Source organism: Candidatus Spongiisocius sp., assembly GCF_965221825.1.
Taxonomy (GTDB): domain Bacteria; phylum Actinomycetota; class Acidimicrobiia; order Spongiisociales; family Spongiisociaceae; genus Spongiisocius.
In genome coordinates, this window is record NZ_OZ244917.1 from 2,808,400 (window position 1) to 2,829,165 (window position 20,766).

General features: G+C 66.2%; 20 protein-coding genes. 11 read left to right on the top strand and 9 right to left on the bottom strand.

Annotated features, from left to right (window positions below):
* Positions 1 to 26: 26 nt before the first annotated feature.
* Positions 27 to 386, top strand: coding sequence for a clan AA aspartic protease (locus tag ACOQPD_RS13035; protein ID WP_420612389.1), 360 nt, complete (start codon positions 27 to 29; stop codon positions 384 to 386).
* Between the two features lie 472 nt (positions 387 to 858).
* Here the strand turns inward: ACOQPD_RS13035 and ACOQPD_RS13040 are convergent, their stop codons facing one another.
* The 3 genes from ACOQPD_RS13040 to ACOQPD_RS13050 form a co-directional block, all read right to left on the bottom strand.
* Positions 859 to 1,023, bottom strand: coding sequence for a hypothetical protein (locus ACOQPD_RS13040; protein ID WP_420612390.1), 165 nt, complete (start codon positions 1,021 to 1,023; stop codon positions 859 to 861).
* A gap of 6 nt (positions 1,024 to 1,029) precedes the next feature.
* Complete coding sequence (locus ACOQPD_RS13045) at positions 1,030 to 1,215, bottom strand: hypothetical protein (protein WP_420612391.1); 186 nt, start codon at positions 1,213 to 1,215, stop codon at positions 1,030 to 1,032.
* Positions 1,216 to 1,279: 64 nt separating this feature from the next.
* On the bottom strand, positions 1,280 to 2,443 hold the full coding sequence (locus tag ACOQPD_RS13050) for a M20 family metallopeptidase (RefSeq protein WP_420612392.1): 1,164 nt from the start codon (positions 2,441 to 2,443) through the stop codon (positions 1,280 to 1,282).
* 78 nt (positions 2,444 to 2,521) lie between these two features.
* Here ACOQPD_RS13050 and ACOQPD_RS13055 point away from each other — a divergent pair, with 78 nt between their 5' ends.
* A complete protein-coding gene (locus tag ACOQPD_RS13055; RefSeq protein ID WP_420612393.1) occupies positions 2,522 to 3,328 on the top strand; it encodes a hypothetical protein in 807 nt (268 codons plus the stop codon).
* A 17-nt stretch (positions 3,329 to 3,345) separates the two neighbouring features.
* Here the strand turns inward: ACOQPD_RS13055 and ACOQPD_RS13060 are convergent, their stop codons facing one another.
* Together ACOQPD_RS13060 and ACOQPD_RS13065 are read right to left on the bottom strand one after the other, a co-directional pair.
* Positions 3,346 to 4,083 (bottom strand): M48 family metallopeptidase, encoded by a 738-nt coding sequence (locus ACOQPD_RS13060; RefSeq protein ID WP_420612394.1) that lies wholly within the window; start codon positions 4,081 to 4,083, stop codon positions 3,346 to 3,348.
* A gap of 292 nt (positions 4,084 to 4,375) precedes the next feature.
* Positions 4,376 to 5,338, bottom strand: coding sequence for an NAD-dependent epimerase/dehydratase family protein (locus tag ACOQPD_RS13065; protein ID WP_420612395.1), 963 nt, complete (start codon positions 5,336 to 5,338; stop codon positions 4,376 to 4,378).
* A 106-nt stretch (positions 5,339 to 5,444) separates the two neighbouring features.
* On the opposite strand from ACOQPD_RS13065, the gene ACOQPD_RS13070 reads away from it, so the two are divergent.
* The 6 genes from ACOQPD_RS13070 to ACOQPD_RS13095 all read left to right on the top strand — a co-directional run bounded on the left by ACOQPD_RS13070 (position 5,445) and on the right by ACOQPD_RS13095 (position 12,025).
* Entirely contained in the window at positions 5,445 to 7,283 is a 1,839-nt protein-coding gene (locus tag ACOQPD_RS13070) for an ABC transporter substrate-binding protein (protein ID WP_420612396.1), read from the top strand.
* 82 nt (positions 7,284 to 7,365) lie between these two features.
* Complete coding sequence (locus ACOQPD_RS13075; RefSeq protein WP_420612397.1) at positions 7,366 to 8,292, top strand: ABC transporter permease; 927 nt, start codon at positions 7,366 to 7,368, stop codon at positions 8,290 to 8,292.
* A gap of 149 nt (positions 8,293 to 8,441) precedes the next feature.
* Entirely contained in the window at positions 8,442 to 9,380 is a 939-nt protein-coding gene (locus ACOQPD_RS13080; protein WP_420612398.1) for an ABC transporter permease, read from the top strand.
* Positions 9,377 to 10,294, top strand: coding sequence for an ABC transporter permease (locus ACOQPD_RS13085; RefSeq protein ID WP_420612399.1), 918 nt, complete (start codon positions 9,377 to 9,379; stop codon positions 10,292 to 10,294). Before ACOQPD_RS13080 ends, ACOQPD_RS13085 begins: the two co-directional genes overlap by 4 nt.
* Before the next feature lie 10 nt (positions 10,295 to 10,304).
* On the top strand, positions 10,305 to 11,327 hold the full coding sequence (locus tag ACOQPD_RS13090) for an ABC transporter ATP-binding protein (protein ID WP_420612400.1): 1,023 nt from the start codon (positions 10,305 to 10,307) through the stop codon (positions 11,325 to 11,327).
* Positions 11,327 to 12,025, top strand: coding sequence for an alpha/beta fold hydrolase (locus tag ACOQPD_RS13095; RefSeq protein WP_420612401.1), 699 nt, complete (start codon positions 11,327 to 11,329; stop codon positions 12,023 to 12,025). Before ACOQPD_RS13090 ends, ACOQPD_RS13095 begins: the two co-directional genes overlap by 1 nt.
* Positions 12,026 to 12,051: 26 nt before the next feature.
* Here the strand turns inward: ACOQPD_RS13095 and ACOQPD_RS13100 are convergent, their stop codons facing one another.
* Both ACOQPD_RS13100 and ACOQPD_RS13105 read right to left on the bottom strand, forming a co-directional pair.
* Entirely contained in the window at positions 12,052 to 13,284 is a 1,233-nt protein-coding gene (locus tag ACOQPD_RS13100; protein ID WP_420612402.1) for an McrC family protein, read from the bottom strand.
* 17 nt (positions 13,285 to 13,301) lie between these two features.
* Complete coding sequence (locus ACOQPD_RS13105; RefSeq protein WP_420612403.1) at positions 13,302 to 15,773, bottom strand: McrB family protein; 2,472 nt, start codon at positions 15,771 to 15,773, stop codon at positions 13,302 to 13,304.
* A 229-nt stretch (positions 15,774 to 16,002) separates the two neighbouring features.
* On the opposite strand from ACOQPD_RS13105, the gene ACOQPD_RS13110 reads away from it, so the two are divergent.
* A complete protein-coding gene (locus tag ACOQPD_RS13110) occupies positions 16,003 to 16,875 on the top strand; it encodes an amidohydrolase family protein (RefSeq protein ID WP_420612404.1) in 873 nt (290 codons plus the stop codon).
* A 43-nt stretch (positions 16,876 to 16,918) separates the two neighbouring features.
* On the opposite strand, the gene ACOQPD_RS13115 is transcribed toward ACOQPD_RS13110, so the two are convergent.
* Both ACOQPD_RS13115 and ACOQPD_RS13120 read right to left on the bottom strand, forming a co-directional pair.
* Entirely contained in the window at positions 16,919 to 18,430 is a 1,512-nt protein-coding gene (locus ACOQPD_RS13115; protein WP_420612405.1) for an N-acetylmuramoyl-L-alanine amidase, read from the bottom strand.
* Positions 18,431 to 18,461: 31 nt separating this feature from the next.
* On the bottom strand, positions 18,462 to 18,764 hold the full coding sequence (locus ACOQPD_RS13120; RefSeq protein ID WP_420614391.1) for a ferredoxin: 303 nt from the start codon (positions 18,762 to 18,764) through the stop codon (positions 18,462 to 18,464).
* Positions 18,765 to 19,073: 309 nt separating this feature from the next.
* Between ACOQPD_RS13120 and ACOQPD_RS13125 the strand changes: the two genes are divergently transcribed.
* Together ACOQPD_RS13125 and ACOQPD_RS13130 are read left to right on the top strand one after the other, a co-directional pair.
* Positions 19,074 to 19,673, top strand: a complete 600-nt coding sequence (locus ACOQPD_RS13125; protein WP_420612406.1) for a YczE/YyaS/YitT family protein — start codon at positions 19,074 to 19,076, stop codon at positions 19,671 to 19,673.
* Entirely contained in the window at positions 19,670 to 20,752 is a 1,083-nt protein-coding gene (locus tag ACOQPD_RS13130) for a phosphotransferase family protein (RefSeq protein ID WP_420612407.1), read from the top strand. Before ACOQPD_RS13125 ends, ACOQPD_RS13130 begins: the two co-directional genes overlap by 4 nt.
* Positions 20,753 to 20,766: the final 14 nt, after the last annotated feature.

Sequence of the window (20,766 nt, forward strand, 5' to 3'; positions counted from 1 at the left end):
CACGATTAGGTGAAGGAGACATCGGAATGGGCGAGACACATGTGCCGGTCTTGATCCGGAACCCCGCCGAGCCGCAGCGGACCTGGGAGGGCCTCTTCCTGGTCGATACCGGCGCCAGCGACTGTCTCGTGCCGAGGCAGTACTTGGAGGGTATCGGCCTGAAGCCCAAAGGGGAGCGGGTCTACGAACTGGCCGACGGCAGCCAGGTGACCGTCGACATCACCGGTGGGGAGTTGGAGTTCATGGGAGAGTTCGTCCCCAGCCTCATAGCGTTCGGAGAGGACGGAACCGAGCCGCTGCTGGGGGTCATCGCCTTGCAGGCCGCAGGGGTCGAGGTAGACCTGCGGACCGAATCACTCAGGAAAGGCCGCCGCTTCCGGCTCTGAGATCCCGGCCACCCGGAGCCTCGTGACCATTCGGACTGATCTAGCATCGGGCACGTAGTGGGCGGCAACAGTGTCTTGTTGCAGGAGGGGCAATTCTGGTTGCGGGACGTTCAACACCGAGAGGATCCGGCGCACCACGCACGCATGCGCGGTGTGCCATGCGTTTGACGGAGACGCGGCTCGGCGGGTGGTCCCTGCTGGTCGGGACCACGGCAGTAGCTGTGGGCTATGCGCTCTCGCCGGGCCGCGGCGCGGTGGACACGGTGCCCAGCAACAGCCTCAACGACCTCACGCTGGCGATGGCGCGCAACAAGGAGCTTTCCTACACCGTGCCTGTTCTGATACTCCTCGGCGGCCTGCTCATGCTTCACGGGATCCTGACCCTGCGGCGGTATGCGGGCCCGGTGCCGCGACTCGGCCTGCTCGGGATGACCATCGGCCTCGTCCTTCAGATGGTGATGCGGGGCCTCGACTACATGATCACCGGCATGGGGGTCGCGGCGCTGGAGAGAAGCGCGGAGCGGGAGGAGTGGCTCGGATCGGCCCTCGAGATGCAGCGGATGGTGTACGGGTTGCAATTCACGTCCATCGTTGTCGGCCTCGCCGGGGCGGCGATCCTGGCGGCCGGACTTGCCATGCGGCCTCAACCCTTGCGTATGCGTCCGGCTCTGAACGTCATCGTTGCGGTACTGGCCGTGGCTGCGCTGGGGGTCTTCATCGCCGCGTGGCATTCGGACGCCTTGGAGCTGGCCCTGGCACCCGCGTTCGCCGCGATGTCGTTGGGCGGAATCGTGTACATGGGGCTCTTGGGATGGGGATTGGGCATCATCGGGAGACCACCGGGCTGCCAGCCCGGGAACGGAGGTTCCCTAAACCGGGTCCACCCGTACCGGTCAGCCGGTGGCGAGGTTGAGGGCGGTTTGGGCCAGGATCTCGGCCGCTATTGCCGTCTCTTCGATGCCCACCCATTCCTCGTCCGAGTGGGCCTGGTCGATGCTGCCGGGTCCGAACACCACGCAGCTGATACCGGCCGGGGCGAGCGCGGAGGCATCCGTGCCGAACGTGACGCCGATCGGATCGGCCTCCCGGCCCGTGGCCTCCTCCCGGGCCTGTTTCAAGGCCTGGACCACCGGGTCGGTAGCGGGGGTGTCGAGGGGAGCGGTCATCAGGAAGGGATCGCGGCGCTCCAGCGGAACATCGAGACGGGCCAGCAGGCTGTCGAACTCCTCTAGCAACGCCTCGTGGTTCTCGCCGGGGATCACGCGCCGGTCGAGGCCGATCACGCACTCCGCCGGCACCACGTTGAAACCGGAGCCGCCGCGGATGGTGGTGACGGCGAGCGTGGCCGGCCCGGCCAGGGGGTGCCCCGCCGGGTCGAGGGATGTCAGGTAGTCGGTCTGGAGGATGTCCAGAACCCGTCCCATCGCGTAGATGGCGTTGCGTCCCAGATGGGGCTTGGAGGAATGCGCCGGAATGCCGGTGGTGGCGATGTCGAAGCGCAGCACGCCCTTGTGGGCGGTGGCGATCTCGAGGCTCGTGGGCTCGCCGAGCACCGCCATGTCGACTTCGGGATGGGCGGCCGCCAGTTCCTGCGCCCCGGTCCCGCCGACCTCCTCGTCGATGCCCCCGACCAGCATGACGGTGGCCCTCTCGGCCGCGTCCACCGACCCCAGCAACCGGAGGGCCTCGACCATCGCCACCAGCGACCCCTTGGTGTCGCAGGCTCCACGCCCGTACACGTTTCCGCCGGTCGAGAGGGCATTTGCGGTGGCCTTGCCGGACAGGCCCACCGTGTCGAGGTGGGCGTGGAACATGACCACCGGCGCGCCTTCGCGTCCCGGCAAGGTGGCGATGACGTTGTCCCGGCCTCCGGGATGGACCGGTTCCCGCACGGGATCGAAGCCCCAATCCCTGAGGTCGGAGAAGAGCAGGCTCGCCATGTCGGCCTCGCCGGCGCCCCCGTCGATGGTGGGGTTGACGGAGTGGGTGCTGACGTAGCGGACCAGCAATCGCTCGACCCTGGTGCGGTCTGCCTGGCCTTGGAACTCGGACGGCACGGGAGCAACGATACCGAATCGGGCCCGTCCACCTACAATTCCGGCAACAGTCCTGGCTCGCGACGGGGAGGCCGGCAAGTGTGCACCACCGGGTTCTTCAGGCTCGGACCTGACGACTACCTGCTGTTCAAGAACAAGGACTTCGGCAGGGAGAGCTTCGACGACCGCCTGGTCCTCGAACCGGACGTGTTCGGCGTTGAAGGCATCACCACCTGGGCGGGAACCGACCCTGACCTGGACCGTTTCTCGGGCTTCTCGATAGGCGCCAATTCCTCGGGCCTCCTGGTGTGCGACTCCAACGTCCGCACCCTCGACGATCATGCCAACTACGACGACCTGGTCGAGATCGCCCTGCGGGAGGGCACGGATGTCCTTTCGGGCGTGGCCGCGGTGGAGCGGGCGGTGGCCGCCCGCCCCTACCTGTGGGGGAACCTGGTGTTGATCGATCGCCACGGCCAGGCTGCCATCGAGGTACGGAGCCGGCGAACGGCGGTGCTGTGGCCGGACCGGCCCACCGCCCGATCCAACCACCACACCGAGCTCGGAGTCCACCCCGAGAACGACGACCGGCTGACCACGCTCGACCGGATCGCCTCCGCGCAGGAACGCCTCGACCGGGCCACCTTGCTGGAGGACATCCTCGAACTGCTCCGCAGCCACGACCAGGGCGACACGGGTGTCTGCAACCACCAGGGCTACAGCACCGTCTACAGCTACGTCCTCCGCCACCGGGCCGGATCGACCACGCTGCTGGTCAGCCGGGGGAGGCCTTGCGAAGCGTCCGCGCTGATGGAACTGGAGCTTCCCATCGGGCCGGCCTGGTCACCGGACGCCGCAGACGACTTCCTGGCCGCCTACCCATCCGATCGGGTGCCGGTCGCCTGACCACGGATGCCCAAGTCTCACAAGTCCCAGAGGGGCAGGTTGGACACTGCTTCCTTCAAATCCCTCCGGCGCTCGTCCACGTCGGGCAGGGCGCCGGCCACCCGGTTCCAGAACTCGGGCGGGTGGCCCTTGACTTCGAGATGGGCCAGTTCGTGCACCACCACGTAGTCGATGAGCCTCGGCTCCAGCATGATGACCCGCCAGTTGAACCGTAAGGTGCCATCGCGGGCGCAGCTGGCCCAGCGGCTCTTCTGATCGCGGATCAGGACCCTCGACTTCGGGCCGTGGCCGAGGAGCGGCCACCATGCGTCGACCGTGGCTGGGATACGTTCCCACGCCCGGGCGTTGTACCAGGCAACAAAGGCATGGCCGACGCTCAGGAGCCGGGAGTCGTCGTCTTGGTCCGGAGGCACGGTCACCGTGAACCGGTTCCCTTCGAAGTCCACCACCGGCCCGGGCAGCTCTCCGGTCTCGTAGGAGAGCGTCACGGCTCGGCCCAGATAGGGCATGATCTGGCCCTCTCTCAGGCCGGGCCGGTTGGCCCCTTGGAGGTCAGCCAGGTGGCCGAGAATCCAGGGCGCCTTGGCCCTGACCAACCGCTCGAGCTCGGCGGCCGGTGCTGCTCTGGGGGCGTACACCCGCACGCCGGTGGGTGTCACCGCTAAGTCGATCGTCCTCGTCCGGCGGTCGCTCCTGCGTACCTCGAACTCGATGGTGGTATCTCCGTGGGTGATGGAGCTGCGTTCGCGCGCCAACTCGATCTCCTTTCGCTTCCCGATGGCCGGCTCCGAAGTCCGGCTCGAACTGATGGTCGGGGTCGGGTAGTCCGATCCCCCCCTTTCATCTATCGCGAAAGCGCGGGCTTTTCCAGACCCTTGCCGGTTAGTGGCCAGTGGCTTGTAGTGGCCGGTGGCCAGTTTGTGACCTGGAGTAATCAAGTTCCTTGTGGCCCTTGAGCCTGGTGGGTTGTACCTATCGTCCCTGGGTTACAACATTCAGTGGTCACTGACTACTGACTACTGACCACTGACCACTGACCACTGACCACTAGGCCGGAGGCCGGACCCGGCCCTCGGAGAGCAAGCGGCGGAAGGCCTCGACCGTTCCAGCGATTCCCTCCGCCATCGGGCGCTGGGGAATGTCGATGACCCGCTCAAGGCCGGCGCCGTCGATGATCGAGGGGAGCGGGAAGGGCGCATCGTCGTACGTTGTCTCGATTCCGGGAGCGGTGGCGTCGATCGCCGCCGCTACCTCCGAGATATGAGCCACCGGGCCGCCCACATTGTGGACCAGGGCCCGGCCGGCCTCGAGACGGGCGGCGGCGATGAAGATGCGGGCCATGTCCTGGGCGTGCTGGTAGGTAACCGTTCCGCCGTGGGTGATGTGGGCGGAGCGGCCGGCCGCGGCGGACAGCATCGCCATCGTGGCCGCGGAAGTGAGACCCTGATCACGTCCCAGGCCGTAGATGACGGAGGGCCGCAGGCCCACCGAGCCGACTCCCCAGTCGGTGCTGTAGATCCGGGCGGTCCATTCGTTGGCCTGCTTGTAGGCCCCGTAGAGCGTGGCCGGGGCGGCGGGGGAGTCGTCGCGGACCACGCCGCCCTCGTACATCTCGGCGGGGCCGAACACGCCGATCGAGCTGGCATAGGTGACGCCGCGAACCCTGCCGTCGGATCGGCGGGCTGCTTCCAGGACGTTGAGAGTTCCGGTGACGTTGACCCGTGAGCCATTGATCGGATCGGCCGCGCAGAACGGGACCTGGAGGGCGGCGAGGTGGACCACATGGGTGATCCGGTTGTCCGTGATCACCGCCTCGACCGCTTCACTGTTGCGGATGTCCCCCTGGCGGAACCGGACGGCGGAGAGTTCGTCCTCATCCAGCAGGAGCCGCAGGCGATGGGGGGTGTCGCTTATGTCGAACGTGACTACCGGAGCTCCTTCCCTGACCAGTTCATGAACCGCCCAAGCGCCGATACAACCGGCTGATCCAGTAACCAGAAACCGTTCCATTTTCAGCCTTCTCCAATCCGATCCGAACTTTGTAGTACGCCCTAGCGAGCAACAGGATAAGATATCGAGTTAGCGTCCGTGGCGCGAGCGAAGGAGGACATCGCTTATGGGCAACTCTTGGATGGATCCGGACCTGGCTCCGGAGGTGACCGAGCTCACCGAGCAGTACATGGCCCGCAAGATCGGGCGGCGCCAGTTCATGAAGCGTATGGGCGTTGCCGGCGTGGGTGTAGCGGCCGCGGCATCGATACTGGCGGCCTGTGGCGACGACGAACCCGAAACTGTGGCCACCACCGCAGCTACGACCGCCACCACCGCAGCCACGTCGTCGGATGACGGCGCCGCCACCACCCAGGCGGCTGCCGAACCGGCGGAGACCACCGCAACGACAGAAGCGGCGATGATGGGTCCGGTGTCAGGCGGCACGTTGCGAGAGGGATACAACCGGGACGTGTCCAAGCACGATCCGGCGACCACCAACTGGTACGACCCGGCGTTCTTCGCAATCTACGAGGCGATCCTGTCGAACGATCCGAGCGGCGCCACCGTGCCCCAGTTCGCATCGGGATACTCCGCCTCGGACGACGGTCTCGAGTACCGGTTCACCATTCCGGAGGGCAAGCTCTCGCACTCCGGCGGGACCATCAACGCCGAGATGGTGGCCGAGTTCTACCGGTCCATCCAGACCTACAGCTTCATCGCCGGACTGGCGGCGCCGGTCGACACCTACGAGGCGGACGGCAACGAGGTCGTCATGAAGATGAAGAACCCCTGGGTGGGCGCCCTCGGACCGCACAAGACCGGGTACTGGCGCATCGTCAACATCAACACCTGGAAGGAACACTCGATCACGGCCGATGGCGAGCTCAACGCCGCCTCCACCTACGGCACCGAGCTGGCGGACGGCACCGGTCCCTTTACCCACGAGGAATGGGTACCGGGGAGCCACGTGCTGGTCAGGCGCTGGGACGACTATCCGGGCTCCGAGACCCCGTTCTTCGACAACAAGGGCCCGGCCTACCTGGATGCCATCCGATGGACGGTCATCACCGAGGCCGGCCAGCGGGCGACCCAGCTCGAGAACGGCGACATCGACACCCTGATCAACCCGGCCCACCAGGACATCGGGCGCCTCGAGTCCAACTCGGACCTGACGGTGATCCGGCACCCCGAGTGGTCGGGCTATCACCTGGCGATGAACCGTGACTATCCCGAGTACTTCGGTGACCGGCTGACCCGCCAGGGCCTGTCCCACGCGCTGGATCGGGAGGGCATGGTCCAAGCGATCCTGTTCGGCAACGGCGCCGCTACCTACGGCCCGTTCCCCACCACCGACCGGAACTACGAGTCGGCGGTCGAGCAGTACAACCAGTTCGATCTCGATCTGGCCAACCAGAAACTGGACCGGGCCGGATGGACGATGGGCAGCGGCGGTATCCGGGAGCGCGACGGGGTCAGGTTCGAGTTCCGCTATCTCGTGGAGGACGAGACGGTGCAGAAGTCGGTCGCCGAGGCGGTCCAGGCCCAGTTCGCCAATGTCGGCGTCAGGGCCAACCTCGACGTGGTCGACCGAGCGCTTGCCTTCGAGCAGCAGAGCGGCCCGGGTCGGGATTCGGTCGAGATGTCGCTCTTCTTCTGGCTGTGGCCGATCCCGCTGGACGTGCTGATCCTCTTCGGTGGGTCCCAGTTCATCCCGGTGCCGAACTTCTCGCACGCCGTGGAGCCGCGGGTGGATGACGCCATCGCCAGCTGGCAGACCTCGGCCACCGAGGCGCAGGCGCAGGCGGCGGCCTCCCAGTTCCAGCTGGCCTGGGCCGAGGAGCTTCCGTACATCCCGCTGATGAATCAGAACGCCACCTTCGTACACAACAACAAGGTGCATGGATGGCAGCCCTTCGTGTGGAACCTGTACCCGTACTACAACGACACCTGGATCGAGGCCTAGGGCTCTGGACGAGCCTTGCAGGTATTCGGATCGAGAAAGGGCCGCGCTCCGGCGCGGCCCTTTGGTGTAGGGGGGTTCGGCTTTGAGGCGGCTGGCAGCCCGCTCCGGCTACATGCTGCTGATCGTGGCCGTCTCGTCGGTGGCCGTCTTCTACGCTATCCGGCTCTCGGGAGGCGACGCGGTGGCCGCCGTCATCCAGCCGGGCTCGGCCTCGCTGGAGGCACGCGAGCAACTCCGGGAACTCTGGGGACTGAACCTTCCCATCCACGAGCAGTACTTCGCCTACATGGGACGGTTGCTTCGGGGGGATCTGGGCAACTCCCTGACCAACAGCTCGCCCATATCGGACATGCTGATCATCCACGGTCGGCACAGCCTGATTCTGGGGGCGGCCGCCCTGCTGATCGTCTTCGGCCTGGGCATCCCGCTGGGGATCCTGGCCTCGCTGCGTCGCAACGGCGTGGTGGATGCGTCGATCATGACCTTCTCGGTGGGCGGCATGGCGATCCCCAACTTCTGGCTGGCGCTGCTGGCCGTCTGGCTGTTCGCCTCCACTCTCCACTGGCTGCCCTCGGCCGGCTGCTGTGGTCCCAAGCAGCTGGTGATGCCCGCATTCGTGCTGGCCGCAGAGGGACTGGCTCTCACCGTCCGCATGACCCGTTCGGCCATGCTGGAGAACCTGGACCGCGATTTCGTCCGGACGCTCCGATCGGGCGGATTGTCCGAGATGCGGGTTGTCGGGCGCCATGTGCTGCGAAACGCCATGGTGCCCCTGGTGTCTCTGGCGGGCCTGAGGATCGGGCAGATCGTGGGGTATGCGCTGGTCGTGGAGACCATATTCGGTTGGCCCGGCCTGGGGCAGGTGCTGGTCAATGCTGTCTTGAGGCGCGATTATCCGGTGGCCCAGTTCTTCTCGCTGGTGCTCGTAACCCTGGTGATCGTGGGCAACTGGGCGGCGGATCTGGGCTACCAGTTCGCCAACCCGCGCCTGCGCACCGCCCGATCTTGAACGTATGATGCGAGGAGGGTTCCGAAAAATGAATCTTGCGGGGTTCACACGAGGACGAAATACCACGTCGGAGTCTTGCAGACTTCTGTGCGAACCCCTTTGTACGGACTTGTTCAACACCCTCCTGCCGACCCACCGAGGAATGGACGATGGCTGACCGGACCCCGACCCATCTGGAAGCCTGGAACCTGCAGCTCGCCGAGTTCGAGGAGAGCAGCCGGGTGGGCCCGGCGCGTGCCGCCCTCGGTCGCATGCGGCGTAACAAGCTCCTCCTGCTGGGAACCGCGCTGGGGCTGATCGTGCTGGGGGCCGGCGTCCTCGGCCCGATCATCTCGGGCGCCGATCCGGCCTTCCAGAGCTTTGCGAGCACCCTCCTTCCACCCGGCAGCGAGGGATACCTGCTCGGTACCGACCACCTGGGTCGGGACCTCGCGGTCCGGGTGTTCATAGGCATCCGGGTGAGCCTGATGGTGGCGGCCGGAGTCACCGTCCTCTCGCTGGTCCTCGGCCTGGTGCTGGGCATGTTCGGGGGGTTCCTCGGTGGTTGGGCGGATCGAACCATCAGGGGAGCGGTCGATTTCGTCTGGGGCTTCCCGCTGATCCTGGTGGCGGTGCTCTTTGCAGGGGGTCTGGGAGAAGGACTATTCCCGGTGATCCTGGCGGTAGGGCTGGTCAACACCGCCGCCATCGCCAGGGTGGTGCGCGGCGAGGTCCTCTCGCTGACCGAGCGCGAGTTCGTAGAGGCGGCCCGGGCCGGTGGTCTGTCGACTCCCCGGATCATGTGGCGCCACCTCTTCCCGAACATCCTGGCGCCGGCCCTGGTGCTGGCGTCCTACTACGTGGCGGTGGCCATCATCGCCGAGGCGGCGCTGTCGTTCATCGGTCTGGGCGCCCAGCCGCCCACCCCCAGCCTCGGGGGGATGGTGTCCGACGGGCGCAACTATCTCCAGCAGAACCATTGGGGTGCGACCATTCCCGGGATCACCATCGTGTTGCTGGTGCTGGCCGTGTCGCTGATCGGCGACGGTTTGCGGGACGTGTTCGATCCCAGGCTCAGGCACGAGGCCAAAGGGGTTGACGAGGGATGAAACGGGTACTGGCCCGCACCATATACATGGTGGTCGTCCTGGCGCTGTCCTCGGTTGCCGTGTTCTACGCCATCCGGCTGTCGGGTGGCGACGCGGTGGCGGCCCGGGTACCGGCGTCGGCTTCGGCCGAGGAACGGGAGGCGGTCCGGGAGCAACTCGGCCTCAACGACCCGTTCCACGAGCAGTACTTCGACTACATGGGCCGGTTGTTCACCGGCGATCTGGGCAACTCCCTCACCAACAACGCCGACATCGGCAAGCTGCTCACCGACCACGGCCGCAACAGCCTCATCCTTGGCGTGGCCGCCTTCGTGCTCGTGTTCGGGGTGGGCATACCCCTGGGCATGCTGGCGTCGCTGCGCAGGAACTCGTGGTGGGACGGCGGGATCATGACCTTCTCGGTGGCCGGGATGGCCGTTCCCAACTTCTGGCTGGCCCTGCTGGCGGTGTGGTTATTCGCGTCCGTGCTCGGATGGCTCCCCTCCGCCGGCTGCTGCGGTCCCAAGCAGCTGGTGCTGCCGGCGGTGGTACTGGCGATGGAAGGTATGGCGCTGACCGTCAGGATGACCCGTTCGGCCATGCTGGAGAACCTCAACCAGGACTTCGTCCGGACCCTCCGGTCGGGCGGCCTCTCGGAGTCGAAGGTCATCGGTCGCCACGTCTTCCGCAACGCGCTCGTGCCGATAGTGTCTCTGGCGGGCCTGAGGATCGGGCAGATCGTGGGCTACGCGCTGGTCGTGGAGACCATATTCGGTTGGCCCGGCCTGGGGCAGGTGCTGGTCAATGCTGTTTTGAGGCGCGATTATCCGGTGGCGCAGTTCTTCTCGCTGGTGCTGATCACCATCGTCCTGCTGTCCAACTGGCTGGCCGATGTCGGGTACACGGTCGTCAACCCCCGCCTGCGGAGAACTTGAGGTGACAACCATGACCGATCACGGTGGCCAGGCATCCGGTGGTGACCGGTCGGCAACCGCCCCGTTGCTCTCGATCGACGGGCTTCGCACCATGGTCAGTTCCAGGAGGGAGTCGTTCGACGTGGTGCGGGGCCTGTCGCTCGACATCTACCCCAACGAGGTGCTCTGCCTGGTGGGGGAGAGCGGCTGCGGCAAGAGCATCACCGCCCTGTCGATCATGCGCCTGCTACCCACCCCGCCGGTGCGGGTCCGGGAAGGCGAGATACGTTTTCGCGGCGAGGATCTGCTGAGCCTGAGCGGCAAGCGTATGCGTAGCATCCGGGCCGATTCCATCTCGATGATCTTCCAGGATCCGCTCACCTCCCTGGACCCGGTGTTCACGGTGGGGGACGTGATCGTCGAGGTGATCAGGGCCCATCGGGACATGAGCAAGGAGGAAGCGCGCAGCCTGGCCGGTGACGCCCTTGCCAAGGTGGGCCTGCCCGATCCGATCTCCCAACTCGACTCGTACCCTCACCAGCTCTCGGGAGGTATGCGGCAGCGGGTGATGATCGCCATGGCCTTGGTGCTGGATCCCGACATCCTGATCGCCGACGAGCCGACCACCGCGCTCGATGTGACCGTCCAGGCCCAGATCCTCGACCAGCTCGTCAAGGAGCAGCGGGAACGCCACATGGCCATGCTCCTGATCACCCACGACCTGGCGGTGGTGGCCGCGGTTGCCGACCGGGTGGCGGTCATGTACGCGGGTGAGATCGTGGAGCAGGCTCCGGTGGACGAATTGTTCGAGGATCCGCGCCATCCTTACACCCAGGGCCTGCTCCGGGCATTGCCGAAGGTGAGCACCACGCGCCGGCGCCTGGATCCGATCCCGGGCCTGGTGCCGTCTCTCCAGATGATGCCGCCCGGGTGTGCATTCGCCCCGCGCTGTCCCCATGCCCTGGATCGGTGCTGGACCGAGCAGCCGGAGCTGGCCGCCGACCGGGACGGTCGTGTCTTCCGGTGCTTCAACCCGCAGCCGTTCGCCGGTTGATGCCGGCGGCGCCGGTCCCCGTCGCCATCCGGCTTCCTGACGGGCTGGTTCTCCGGGGCCACGAGTGGCCGGTGGACGGACCGGCGGTCGTGTTCCTGCACGACCACGGCGACGACCTCGACGCCTGGGGTCCTATCACTGCAGGCGTGGCTTCCCACGGGTTCCGCGTGATCAGTGTGGAACTGAGAGGCCACGGCCTCTCGGACGGCGATGCCGATCCCGGCCTGCTGGCACAGGATCTTCCGGCCCTGCTGAGGGAGACGGCCGCTTCGTTCGGCCCCGTGGCGCTGGTCACCTACGGCCGGGTCACCGAAGCCATGCTGTTCGTCAATGAGGATCAGGGAGCGCCGGTCCAGGTGATGATCAGTCCGCTGCCGGAGGCGCCTCGAGAGATCGACTGGCGTACCACCCGCTCCGCCATGCGCCTGGTGGTCAAGGGTGCCCTCAACGATGAAGTCGAGCGCCAGGTCGAATTCATCTACCCGAGGATGAGGGGCCCCAAGCTCCAGGTGAGCGGTGCCAGCGACGCCGCGGGGCCGCCACTGCTGGAGGATCAGCCCCAACTCTTCGAGCACTTGGTGACCTTCCTCCGCCGCTACCTGACCGGCCACCATCTCGCCTGGATCGCCGACCACACCGACCAGATCACCGAAGCCCGGGACCAGCGCCTAGCCGCGGAGGCCGGCACCGACGCGTAGACGCTAGGGGAGTTGCTAGGGACGGATCAGGCGGGACGTGCCAACCAGAATGGAGTCCGGGGCCGGACATGTTCCGATCTATCGGCGATCCAGGTGGCAAGGACTTCGATCTCCCTCGCGACCTCGGCGGGTGATCCGCTCAGGTTGACGGGGCGCACATGCAGCCGCTTCCCGGCATGGCGCACCGTAATCTTCCCGGCCGGCTTGCCGCCGTCCGTCTGGCAATAGATCAGAACCCCTTCGGGTAGGTCGAGGGCGGTGGTGTAAGCGAGCAGTTGGTAGTAGTCGGCGCTCCGGGCGACAGCATCAGAGGTCAGCTTGTACTTGATGTCGCCCACGTAGGTGACGGAGCCGGAGCCAGGGTGGTGGAACCGGAGGTCGGGCCTGATCCGCACCGCTTTCTCGATGTCCAGGTAGTCATCCGTTTGGTCTTCCACGGTCAGGCGACCATGCAATGCATGGCGGAGGCGCTCGGTCACGAACCTCTCGAAGAGATCGTTCATGTTCACCATAAAAGAGGCAGCCGTCGTCCCGCCCCGCCGGTCGACGAGGGTCAGGTTGTCGAGTAGCAACCGGGCCAGACCGAGAGCAGGCCGGTAGTGATCGTTCAAACGGGTGTAATGGATGCGCTGGAGGTCGTCTCCTGAGACCGGCGTGTCTGACACCTCCTCCATTGCCACCAGCTCGCGCATCAGCCGCCGTCGGTCCGATGGTGGGACCCCTGCGACCCGCAACGAGAGGCGGATTGCCGCTCTCAAGCCCCGGTTCTCGAGAACATCGGAGGTGAACTCGCCGTACCGGCAGGCCACGGGCATGGGCAACCTGGCCCGTGACAGTTGCCTGCCGAAGTCGATGCGGCCCCGGATCGCCTTCAGGTCCTCGTTCCGGTTCCGGTATGACCGGTAGAGCCCTCGGGCGAGCGTCGTCTCGAGGGTCCGGGCATAGAACGACACCAGGGATAGGAGCAGGTCGGGGTTGATCTCATAGTCAAAGTCCTCCTTGCGCCATGCCTGCTCCGGTAGCCCGACTTCGAGCAGCAGGAACAGGTTCTCAGGGCGGATCTTGGGACGGATCAGGATCCGCATGTCGTCCACCACGAGCGTGCCCACGTACTCGCGGGCCGTCACGGACCAGATTTCCGGATCGGGATGGGGAGTTACGGACAGGTAGCGACCGGCTTCCGAGTCCAGCCGCCGCGCCCGACGGTCCGAGAGGGCGACATCAACAGTGTCGTACTCGAAGAACCGCAAATCGACCATTGTCCTGCGCGCCCGTACTAACCCGCCGATCCGACCCCACCAGACTGGGTAGCGGCCTCAGTCTGTGCAGCCTCCTCAGCACCACTCGGCTTCTTGGCCTTGTGAGCGTTATACGCCGTGGTCGCTTTATCCAGCATGTCGTCAAGGGTTGACTGCGGAATCGAACCGGAGAGAATCGCATCCCACGAGACCTTCTGCCCGACCTTGGGCTGGGTAAGGAAATAGAACAGGCTCTTGGGATACCCGTTCGCTTCTAGCCACGCCTGCTTGGTTGCCTTCGGTACGTTGCCGCCGACCTCGGGTTCCGCGGGGTCGTCGCGGCCCGACCGGGACAGGTATCGCTTGAGCACCGGCCCGAGGCGGAAGCTGTTGATCTGGGTGTCGTTGCCGAAGAACTGGTCCTCGATGAAGGGCTCGATGTTGAACCGCCAGATCCTGCTCAGGGTGGGGTCGTTCTCGCCCGGCTCGGTCCCGTAGCCCTGCTTCATGAAGTGGCTGGCGCCCAGCTGGAGGTCCGCGCCCAAGGCTTCGGTCAACTCGTGGTTGACCATGGCGACCAGCCCTCCCACCCACGAAGGCTGGCCCTCACGCTCCAACCACCGGTCGAGCAATCCTTCCGTCGGACCACGGTCGGGGAAGAACGGCACGAAGTGAAATCGGCGTCGTAGCGCGGCATCGACCAGCGCGATCGACCGGTCGGCGGTGTTCATGGTGCCGATGAACCACAAGGACTCCGGCAGCTCGAACTCTCCTTCGGGCCGGTACAGAGTCGAGATCGACTTGTCGCGATACTCGAACAGGAACAGCAACTCGCCCAGCACCTTCGGCAGGTTGGCACGGTTGATCTCATCGATCACCATCACATGCCGGCGCTGAGGATGCTGCGCGGCTCGCTCGGCCATGCGCGCCAGCGGTCCCGGGGTCAGCCGGTAGACGATCTGTCCTTCCGGCCCTTCCTCCGGCCGGTAGCCTTCGAAGAAGTCCTCGTAGGACGTAGACGGGTGAAACTGCACCAGGGCTCGATCCTCAACTCTCGGCGCCACTGCTGCGGCCAACCTCTGAGCCAGGAACGTCTTGCCGGTCCCGGGAGGCCCGTAAAGGATCACCTGCCCCTTATCACGGAGCAACTCCACGATGTCATCAAGGAAACTGGGCTCCACCAGCAGGTCCGCGGCGGCCCCCTCAACGGCCTCGCCCAGATCGGCTGGCCGGGGTGGGTCATCAATATGGGGTGGGTCATCAATATGGGGAGGGTCACCAGGAGATTCCACACCAACGGAGTGCCTTATCAGGGCATCAAGGAGTGGCCGAGCTTCTGTCGCCACCGCCACCACTTCGGCCTTCAGATCGAGAGCGGCCAGTTCTTCGGGCTCGTACCAGCGGCCGTAGATGAAGCTCCCGCCATCACCATAGAAGCCCACATCCTTGCCTTGGGAGGCACCCCTGGTGGCCATCAGAGTTAGCCCCTCCACCTCATGGGCGCCGATAACGTCCCGCGCCTCGTCATACCAACCGCGTCGTACCTGGCTAGCTGAACCCGGAACGACCCCGATGGCCGCTCCCCGATGGTTCACCCATAGCCGTAAAGCGGGTTCCGACCCCTCGGGCCGCCAGGTGACCCAGAGATCCGATCGTGGCCTGCCGCTCTTCCAGTTCATTGGCGGCTTCGCCACTTGGCAAGAGTCGCCCACCGCCCCAGACACATCATCAACCAGAGATTCACCCAGGTATCGGGCAATGCCGACCAGCGCGAGAGCGTTGTCGCGGAGGGACTCGGGTGGTGTCGCCTCTGGGTCCATGCCGTAGGCGCAGCGGTCGACGAGGACAGGATCGAGGAACACCGGTCGTGTCTCTACCCACCAACTGCTAACCCTGGCGAAACGCCACCAGTCGTCGTCCAACTCAGCCACGAGGTCGACGAATTCGAGGTAGCGCTCCGTCGGAGAACCCGAGAACTTGATCCCCGCCGATGCCGCTAGGAATTTCCGGTCATTAGGCCAGAAGATCGGCCACTTTCGGGGTTGCTCCAGCGCCCAGAAATAAGAGAGCACGAAGGCCGCGGACAACGGAGCAGGATGCGCACCTACCTTGATACGGTTTACGTGGTCGACCAGCGCGTCCATTTTCTGGGCGGCCGACTGGCTATCCGCAGGCGCGGTCAGGCCACTGGCGAGCAGGCGGGTCACCGAGGCGGGATCGTCGGTGTTCTTGACGAGGGAGTTGATGAACATGGCGCCGATTTGACCTTTGAACCCGACATCATTCGCCCGGGCCCAGGCGTCTTGCTCGGTCTTGAACTGGTCCAGCTCGCCGGAGGAGGCGAGTCGATCGCGGATCTCGAGGGCCTCGGCCCCGGCGGTCCAGAGGTCCGGTAGCCAATCCTTGAAGTGGCCTGTATCGATATCCGCTTGGGCCCGGCGCACGTGGGCCTCGTACCACTGTTTGCGGAACTCGACCTCCTGCGGGCTGCTGCCCGATGCGCTTGCCATCTGCCCTCCTTGCCGTGTCCTATGTTTCACGAGTGACGGCGATTGTATGTAGGAGGTGTGACACGCCCACCGGAAGTGCGCGAAGGCCCGGCAAACAAAGGAGGTATGCAGCGCCCTAGAGAGATTCGAAAACGCACATCCGGCACGGTGCCGGGAACGCCCCGCCGGCTCGGGTGCCTTGTAACGTATAGCGAGGTCGGAGGACGGCGGGACACGGAGGTTCGACACTATGGCGGTAGTAGACGCCCATCTGCATCTTTTCAAGCCGGCTAGCGAGCAGTACCCGCGCGACGTCTTCGAGGCGATGACCCCGGTCGAGCGGGAGGAAGCGGCGGAGGAGTTCCTGGCAGCCATGGACAGTGCCGGAGTGGACCATGCCGTGATCGTTCCGCTGTCCGTCCACGACCACTACCTGGCGGAGATCCTGGTCGAGTTCCCCGGCAAGTTCGCCGGGGTGGGTGTCTACGACGCCGATGCGGAGGACGGCGCCGGCCAGGTAACCCGGCGGGCGGAACAGGTCGGCATCCAGGGGCTTCGCTTCTACGGCTTCGGCGGCGAGGAAGGCCAGGCGCCCGACTCGCTGGCCGTGTTCCCGGCCTTGGAGGCGATGCGCGACCTCGACATGAAGGTGTGGTTCTACGGCGACCCCGTCCAGGTCGGCCTTCTCGACGGGGTGATGGAGGCGCTACCGGGTCTCAAGGTGGTCCTCAACCATCTGGGCTTCTGTCCCGACATCTGGATGGAGATCGCCATCGACGAGGACCGGCGCCCCCGCTTCGATATCCCGCTTCCCCCGGATTCCATCGGCCTGATCGAGCAGATGGCCGCCAAGCATCCGGATGACCTCTACGTCCACCTGTCGGGCCAGTACGCCTTCACCCAGACCCCCTATCCGTACCCCGACCTCCAGGAGGTGGTGGACCGGGTCTATGCCGCTTTCGGCGCCGGCCGGATGCTCAACGCCTCCGACTGGCCCTGGATCAAGGAGAACCCCGGCTACTCGGAGGTTCTGTCGCTGGTGGACCATTACCTGCCCGGCATCCCGCCCGATGACCGGACTGCCATCCGGGGCGGCACCGCCCTGTCGCTGTTCGACTTCTAGCGGGGACCGGTGGGTACTCGTGGATTGCACGCCGGGTTACGCGTTAGCCACGGCCTCCAAGGGTAGGAGTGCGGTCGACCAATCCCAGGGCCCGTCCTAAGAAGGTGGCCATCTGGCTCTTGGTGGTATTCGCGCCGGGACAGTAGTGGGGCGGTAGGACCCCGCAGCCTCGCGTGATGCCCGCGGCGGCGACGGCGTCGATTGCCTCCGCATGGGTGCTCCCGGCGGTGTCGACGAAGCCGCTCGGGCGACCTGTGCCGAGATCGAAGGCCCGCTTGAGGAAGGACGCCATCTGGCCCCGGGTCACCAGGTCGTAGGGGCAGAAGCGGGCGGGCCTTGTGTCGCACCCTTGGGTGACCTCCAGTTCGGCCAGACGTTCGACGTAGGGCACCCACCACCGGTCCGGGGGCGCGTCGGCGAACCGGGACTCCGTGACGGGACCGGGATCGGCTCCGTCCAGGGCCCTCACCAGCCAAACAGCCATCATCCAGCGTTTGATGGGCTGGCGCGGGCAGAATAGATCGGGCCCGCACTCGGTGCCGTCGACGATGCCCTCGTTCCGGAGGGCGTCGATAGCCGCCCGGTGAGTGCCTTCCGGGACATCGTCGAAGCCCGGTTCGTCGACGCCGATGTGGCCCAGTTCGGGATCCCTGCAGCCGCCGGGGCCTCCTGAGGAGAGCTTTCTGGAGGTGCTGAACATCGGGTTGAAGCCGGAGCCCGGGTCGGTGGTGGTGAGGTACCGCTCGATCCCGTCCGCGATGGCCACCGCCTCGACCTTCTGTACCTCCGGGTCGGCGAGCAGCCGGGCTTCGGCCGGTGTCGAGAGGTAGGCGGCTTCCGTGAGGACCGTCGCGATGCCGGGCGTGTACTGGAGGATCCCGTACAGGTCGTCCTGGACCTCGACGCGGAGCACGGAGGAGGCCCCCTGGAATGCGGTCTTGCGCCACGGGACGTCGTATGCGGCGAGCGCCTGCTGGACCTCCTCGAAGAGGATGCCCGCCAGCCGCCTGGAGTCGGCGCTCTCGATCTGGTGGTACATCTCGGTCCCGGGGAGGTCGGAGCGGGCGGTAGCCCCACCGTTGTGATGGAGTGAAACGAACACGTCGGGCCGCAGCGCTCGGGCGATCTCGGCCCGCACCACGATCGGGATGCGGACGTCGGTGGTCCGGGTCATGATCGCGTTGAAACCCCGGTCGCGCAGCTCCTCGATGAGCAACTCCGAGACGGCCAGGTTGAGGGCTTTCTCGGTCAGCCTGTTGCTGCCCACCGCCCCGGTTTCCGAGCCTCCGTGGCCGGGGTCGATCACCACCTCCACATGGGAGATGTAGGTGCCTCCGGTGACCACCCCTTCGTTCCAGCAGGTGGTCGTGACCACGTATCCGTCATCCGTGATCTCCCGCACCGGGAGCACCAGTCCGTCGTCGCTGATCACCACACCGTCGCCGGGAGGGCCCGGGGGGTAGTACTGGGCGCCGGCGGACGCGGCGACGGTAAAGACGAGGAGAGATGCGGCCAGGATGGCCAGACTCCGCCGGCGAGAAACTGCCCCCGTCATCCCGGAATACTCGAGAACCGGAGCGGGTTGTTTACCGGCCTTCGGCCACCAGTTCGGGGTTGTAGGGCTCGATCATGATGCACTCGCCCGGGCATTCCTCGGCGGACTCGATCACATCCTCGATCAGGCTGTCAGGCACTCGCGCCACCCCGCGGGCGCCCTCGGGGCCGTGACCTTCCCCGTCCTCGTCGTCGAATACCAGGCTCGAGCCGAAGTGCCTGGCTTCCTCCTTCACGACCCAAAGACCGTCATCACGACCTTCGAAGACGTCGGGAGCTATCTCCTCGCAGATGCCATCCCCGGTGCACAAGTCCTGGTCGATCCACACCATCATCTTGTAGTCGGCCATTGCGTTTGACTCCTTCGGCTCTCGCAGAGCAATTATGGCCATTGGCGGGCCCGATACGCAATCGGGCGCGCCCGGCCCCCTGATGTGGCCGGCTGATTTCAAGGGTACCAGCGCAGGGGCCGGACGGGGACGCCTTCTTCGCCGGTGTCGCCAGGATCTATGGCCCCGGTCGGCTCGTCTACGCTGGCCGCACGCCCGACGACCCCGACAGGATGTGCCATGGCCCAGCCGGATCCGATGCGACCCGGAACGATAGGCAGTCCGGTCCATCCCCTCAACCTGAAGGTGGCGTGATTGGTCACCGCCCGTAGGCGCGCGGTGCTGGCCCGGATTCCCGGCCTATCCGTCGGTCTGGTCATGTTCGGCGCCGGCATCGGACTCAACATCCGAGCCAACCTCGGCTTGTCTCCATGGGACGCCTTCCATCAGGGCGTCGCCTTCCGGACCCCGCTCTCTGTGGGACTGGTGACCATCGTGGTCAGCATGGTCGTCCTGCTGGGATGGATTCCCCTGCGGCAGCGTCCCGGCTTTGGCACCCTCCTGAACGCCACCTTGGTGGGAGTCATCATCGACGTCACGCTGTTCGTGGTCGGAGAGACGGAGCTCATCTGGTTGCGAGTGATGTACCTGATCGGCGGTATCGGCATGGTGGCGGTCGGATCGGGCTTGTACATAGGGTCGCGTCTCGGCCCCGGCCCCAGGGACGGGATCATGACCGGCCTGGCTGCCCGGGGCATGTCCATCCGGTTGGCCCGGACCCTCATCGAGGGGACGGTGCTGGTCGCCGGATGGTTGCTGGGCGGGGCGGTCGGCATCGGCACCGTGATCTATACCCTGACCATCGGACCGCTCCTGCAGATCTCCCTCCGGTGGGCGGACAAGGGACCGCTGTGAGCGGTACCGGGCGCAGGCCGGCGCCGCACGAGGAGGGGCTTTCCGGCGCCGTCCCCGGGATCGACCGGGATCGGGTCACCGCGTGGATGGCGAGGAACGTCGAGAGCGCCGTCCCGCCGTTCCGGTTCGAGCCCATCCCGGGCGGTAACTCCAACCTGACCTACCGGGTCAGGGGAGCGGACGGCGCCGAGTTTGCCCTGAGAAGGCCCCCGCTGGGGCATGCTCTGGCGACAGCTCATGATGTGGCCCGCGAGTTCCGGATCATTTCATCCCTTGGCGGGACGGGCGTACCGGTCCCCCCGGCTCTCGGCCTGTGCAGCGAGCCGGCTGTCAACGGCGCCCCGTTCTACGTGATGGGCTTCGTCGCCGGCCTGGTGCCGCACGACCGCGCTGCGGGTTCCTCCATCCCGCCGGCCGGCCGGAAAAATCTCGGCGAGGATGCCGTTTCGGTGCTGGCCGCCCTCCACTCCCTGGACCCCGATCGCATCGGGTTGGGCGACCTCGGTCGCCGGGAGGGGTACGTGCAGCGCCAGCTACGCACATGGTCTCGCCAGTGGGAGGCCTCCAAGCAGCGGGACCTACCGGCCATGGACCGGGTCCGTACGCTGCTGGAGGACCGCATCCCCGTCCAGCAACGAGCCGGTGTCGTGCACGGTGACTATCGATTCGGCAACCTGATCGTCAAGGACGGGAAGATCGAGGCGGTGGTCGACTGGGAGCTCTGCACCCTGGGCGATCCGCTGGCCGATCTCGGGTACCTGGCCAACGACTGGATCGATCCCGGCCGGCCGGAGCTCTGGCGCTCGTCGGTGGTCCAGGACGGTGGATTCCCGTCCCTGCAGGAGATGGCGGCCCGTTACGCGGCCCTCACCGGGGCGGACGTGTCGGGGCTTCCTTACTACCGGGCGATGCAGGCCTGGCGCCTGGCCGCAATCCTGGAAGGGGTCTACGCCCGCTACCGGCACGGTGTCATGGAGAACATATCCGGCGTGGACCTCCCTTCCCTGGCCGGTTCGGTGGAGCGGTTGGCCGGTTTCGCCCTCGAGTCTCTGGAAGGCGGCGCCGGCCCTTCTCCCTGAGACGGTCGCCGGTC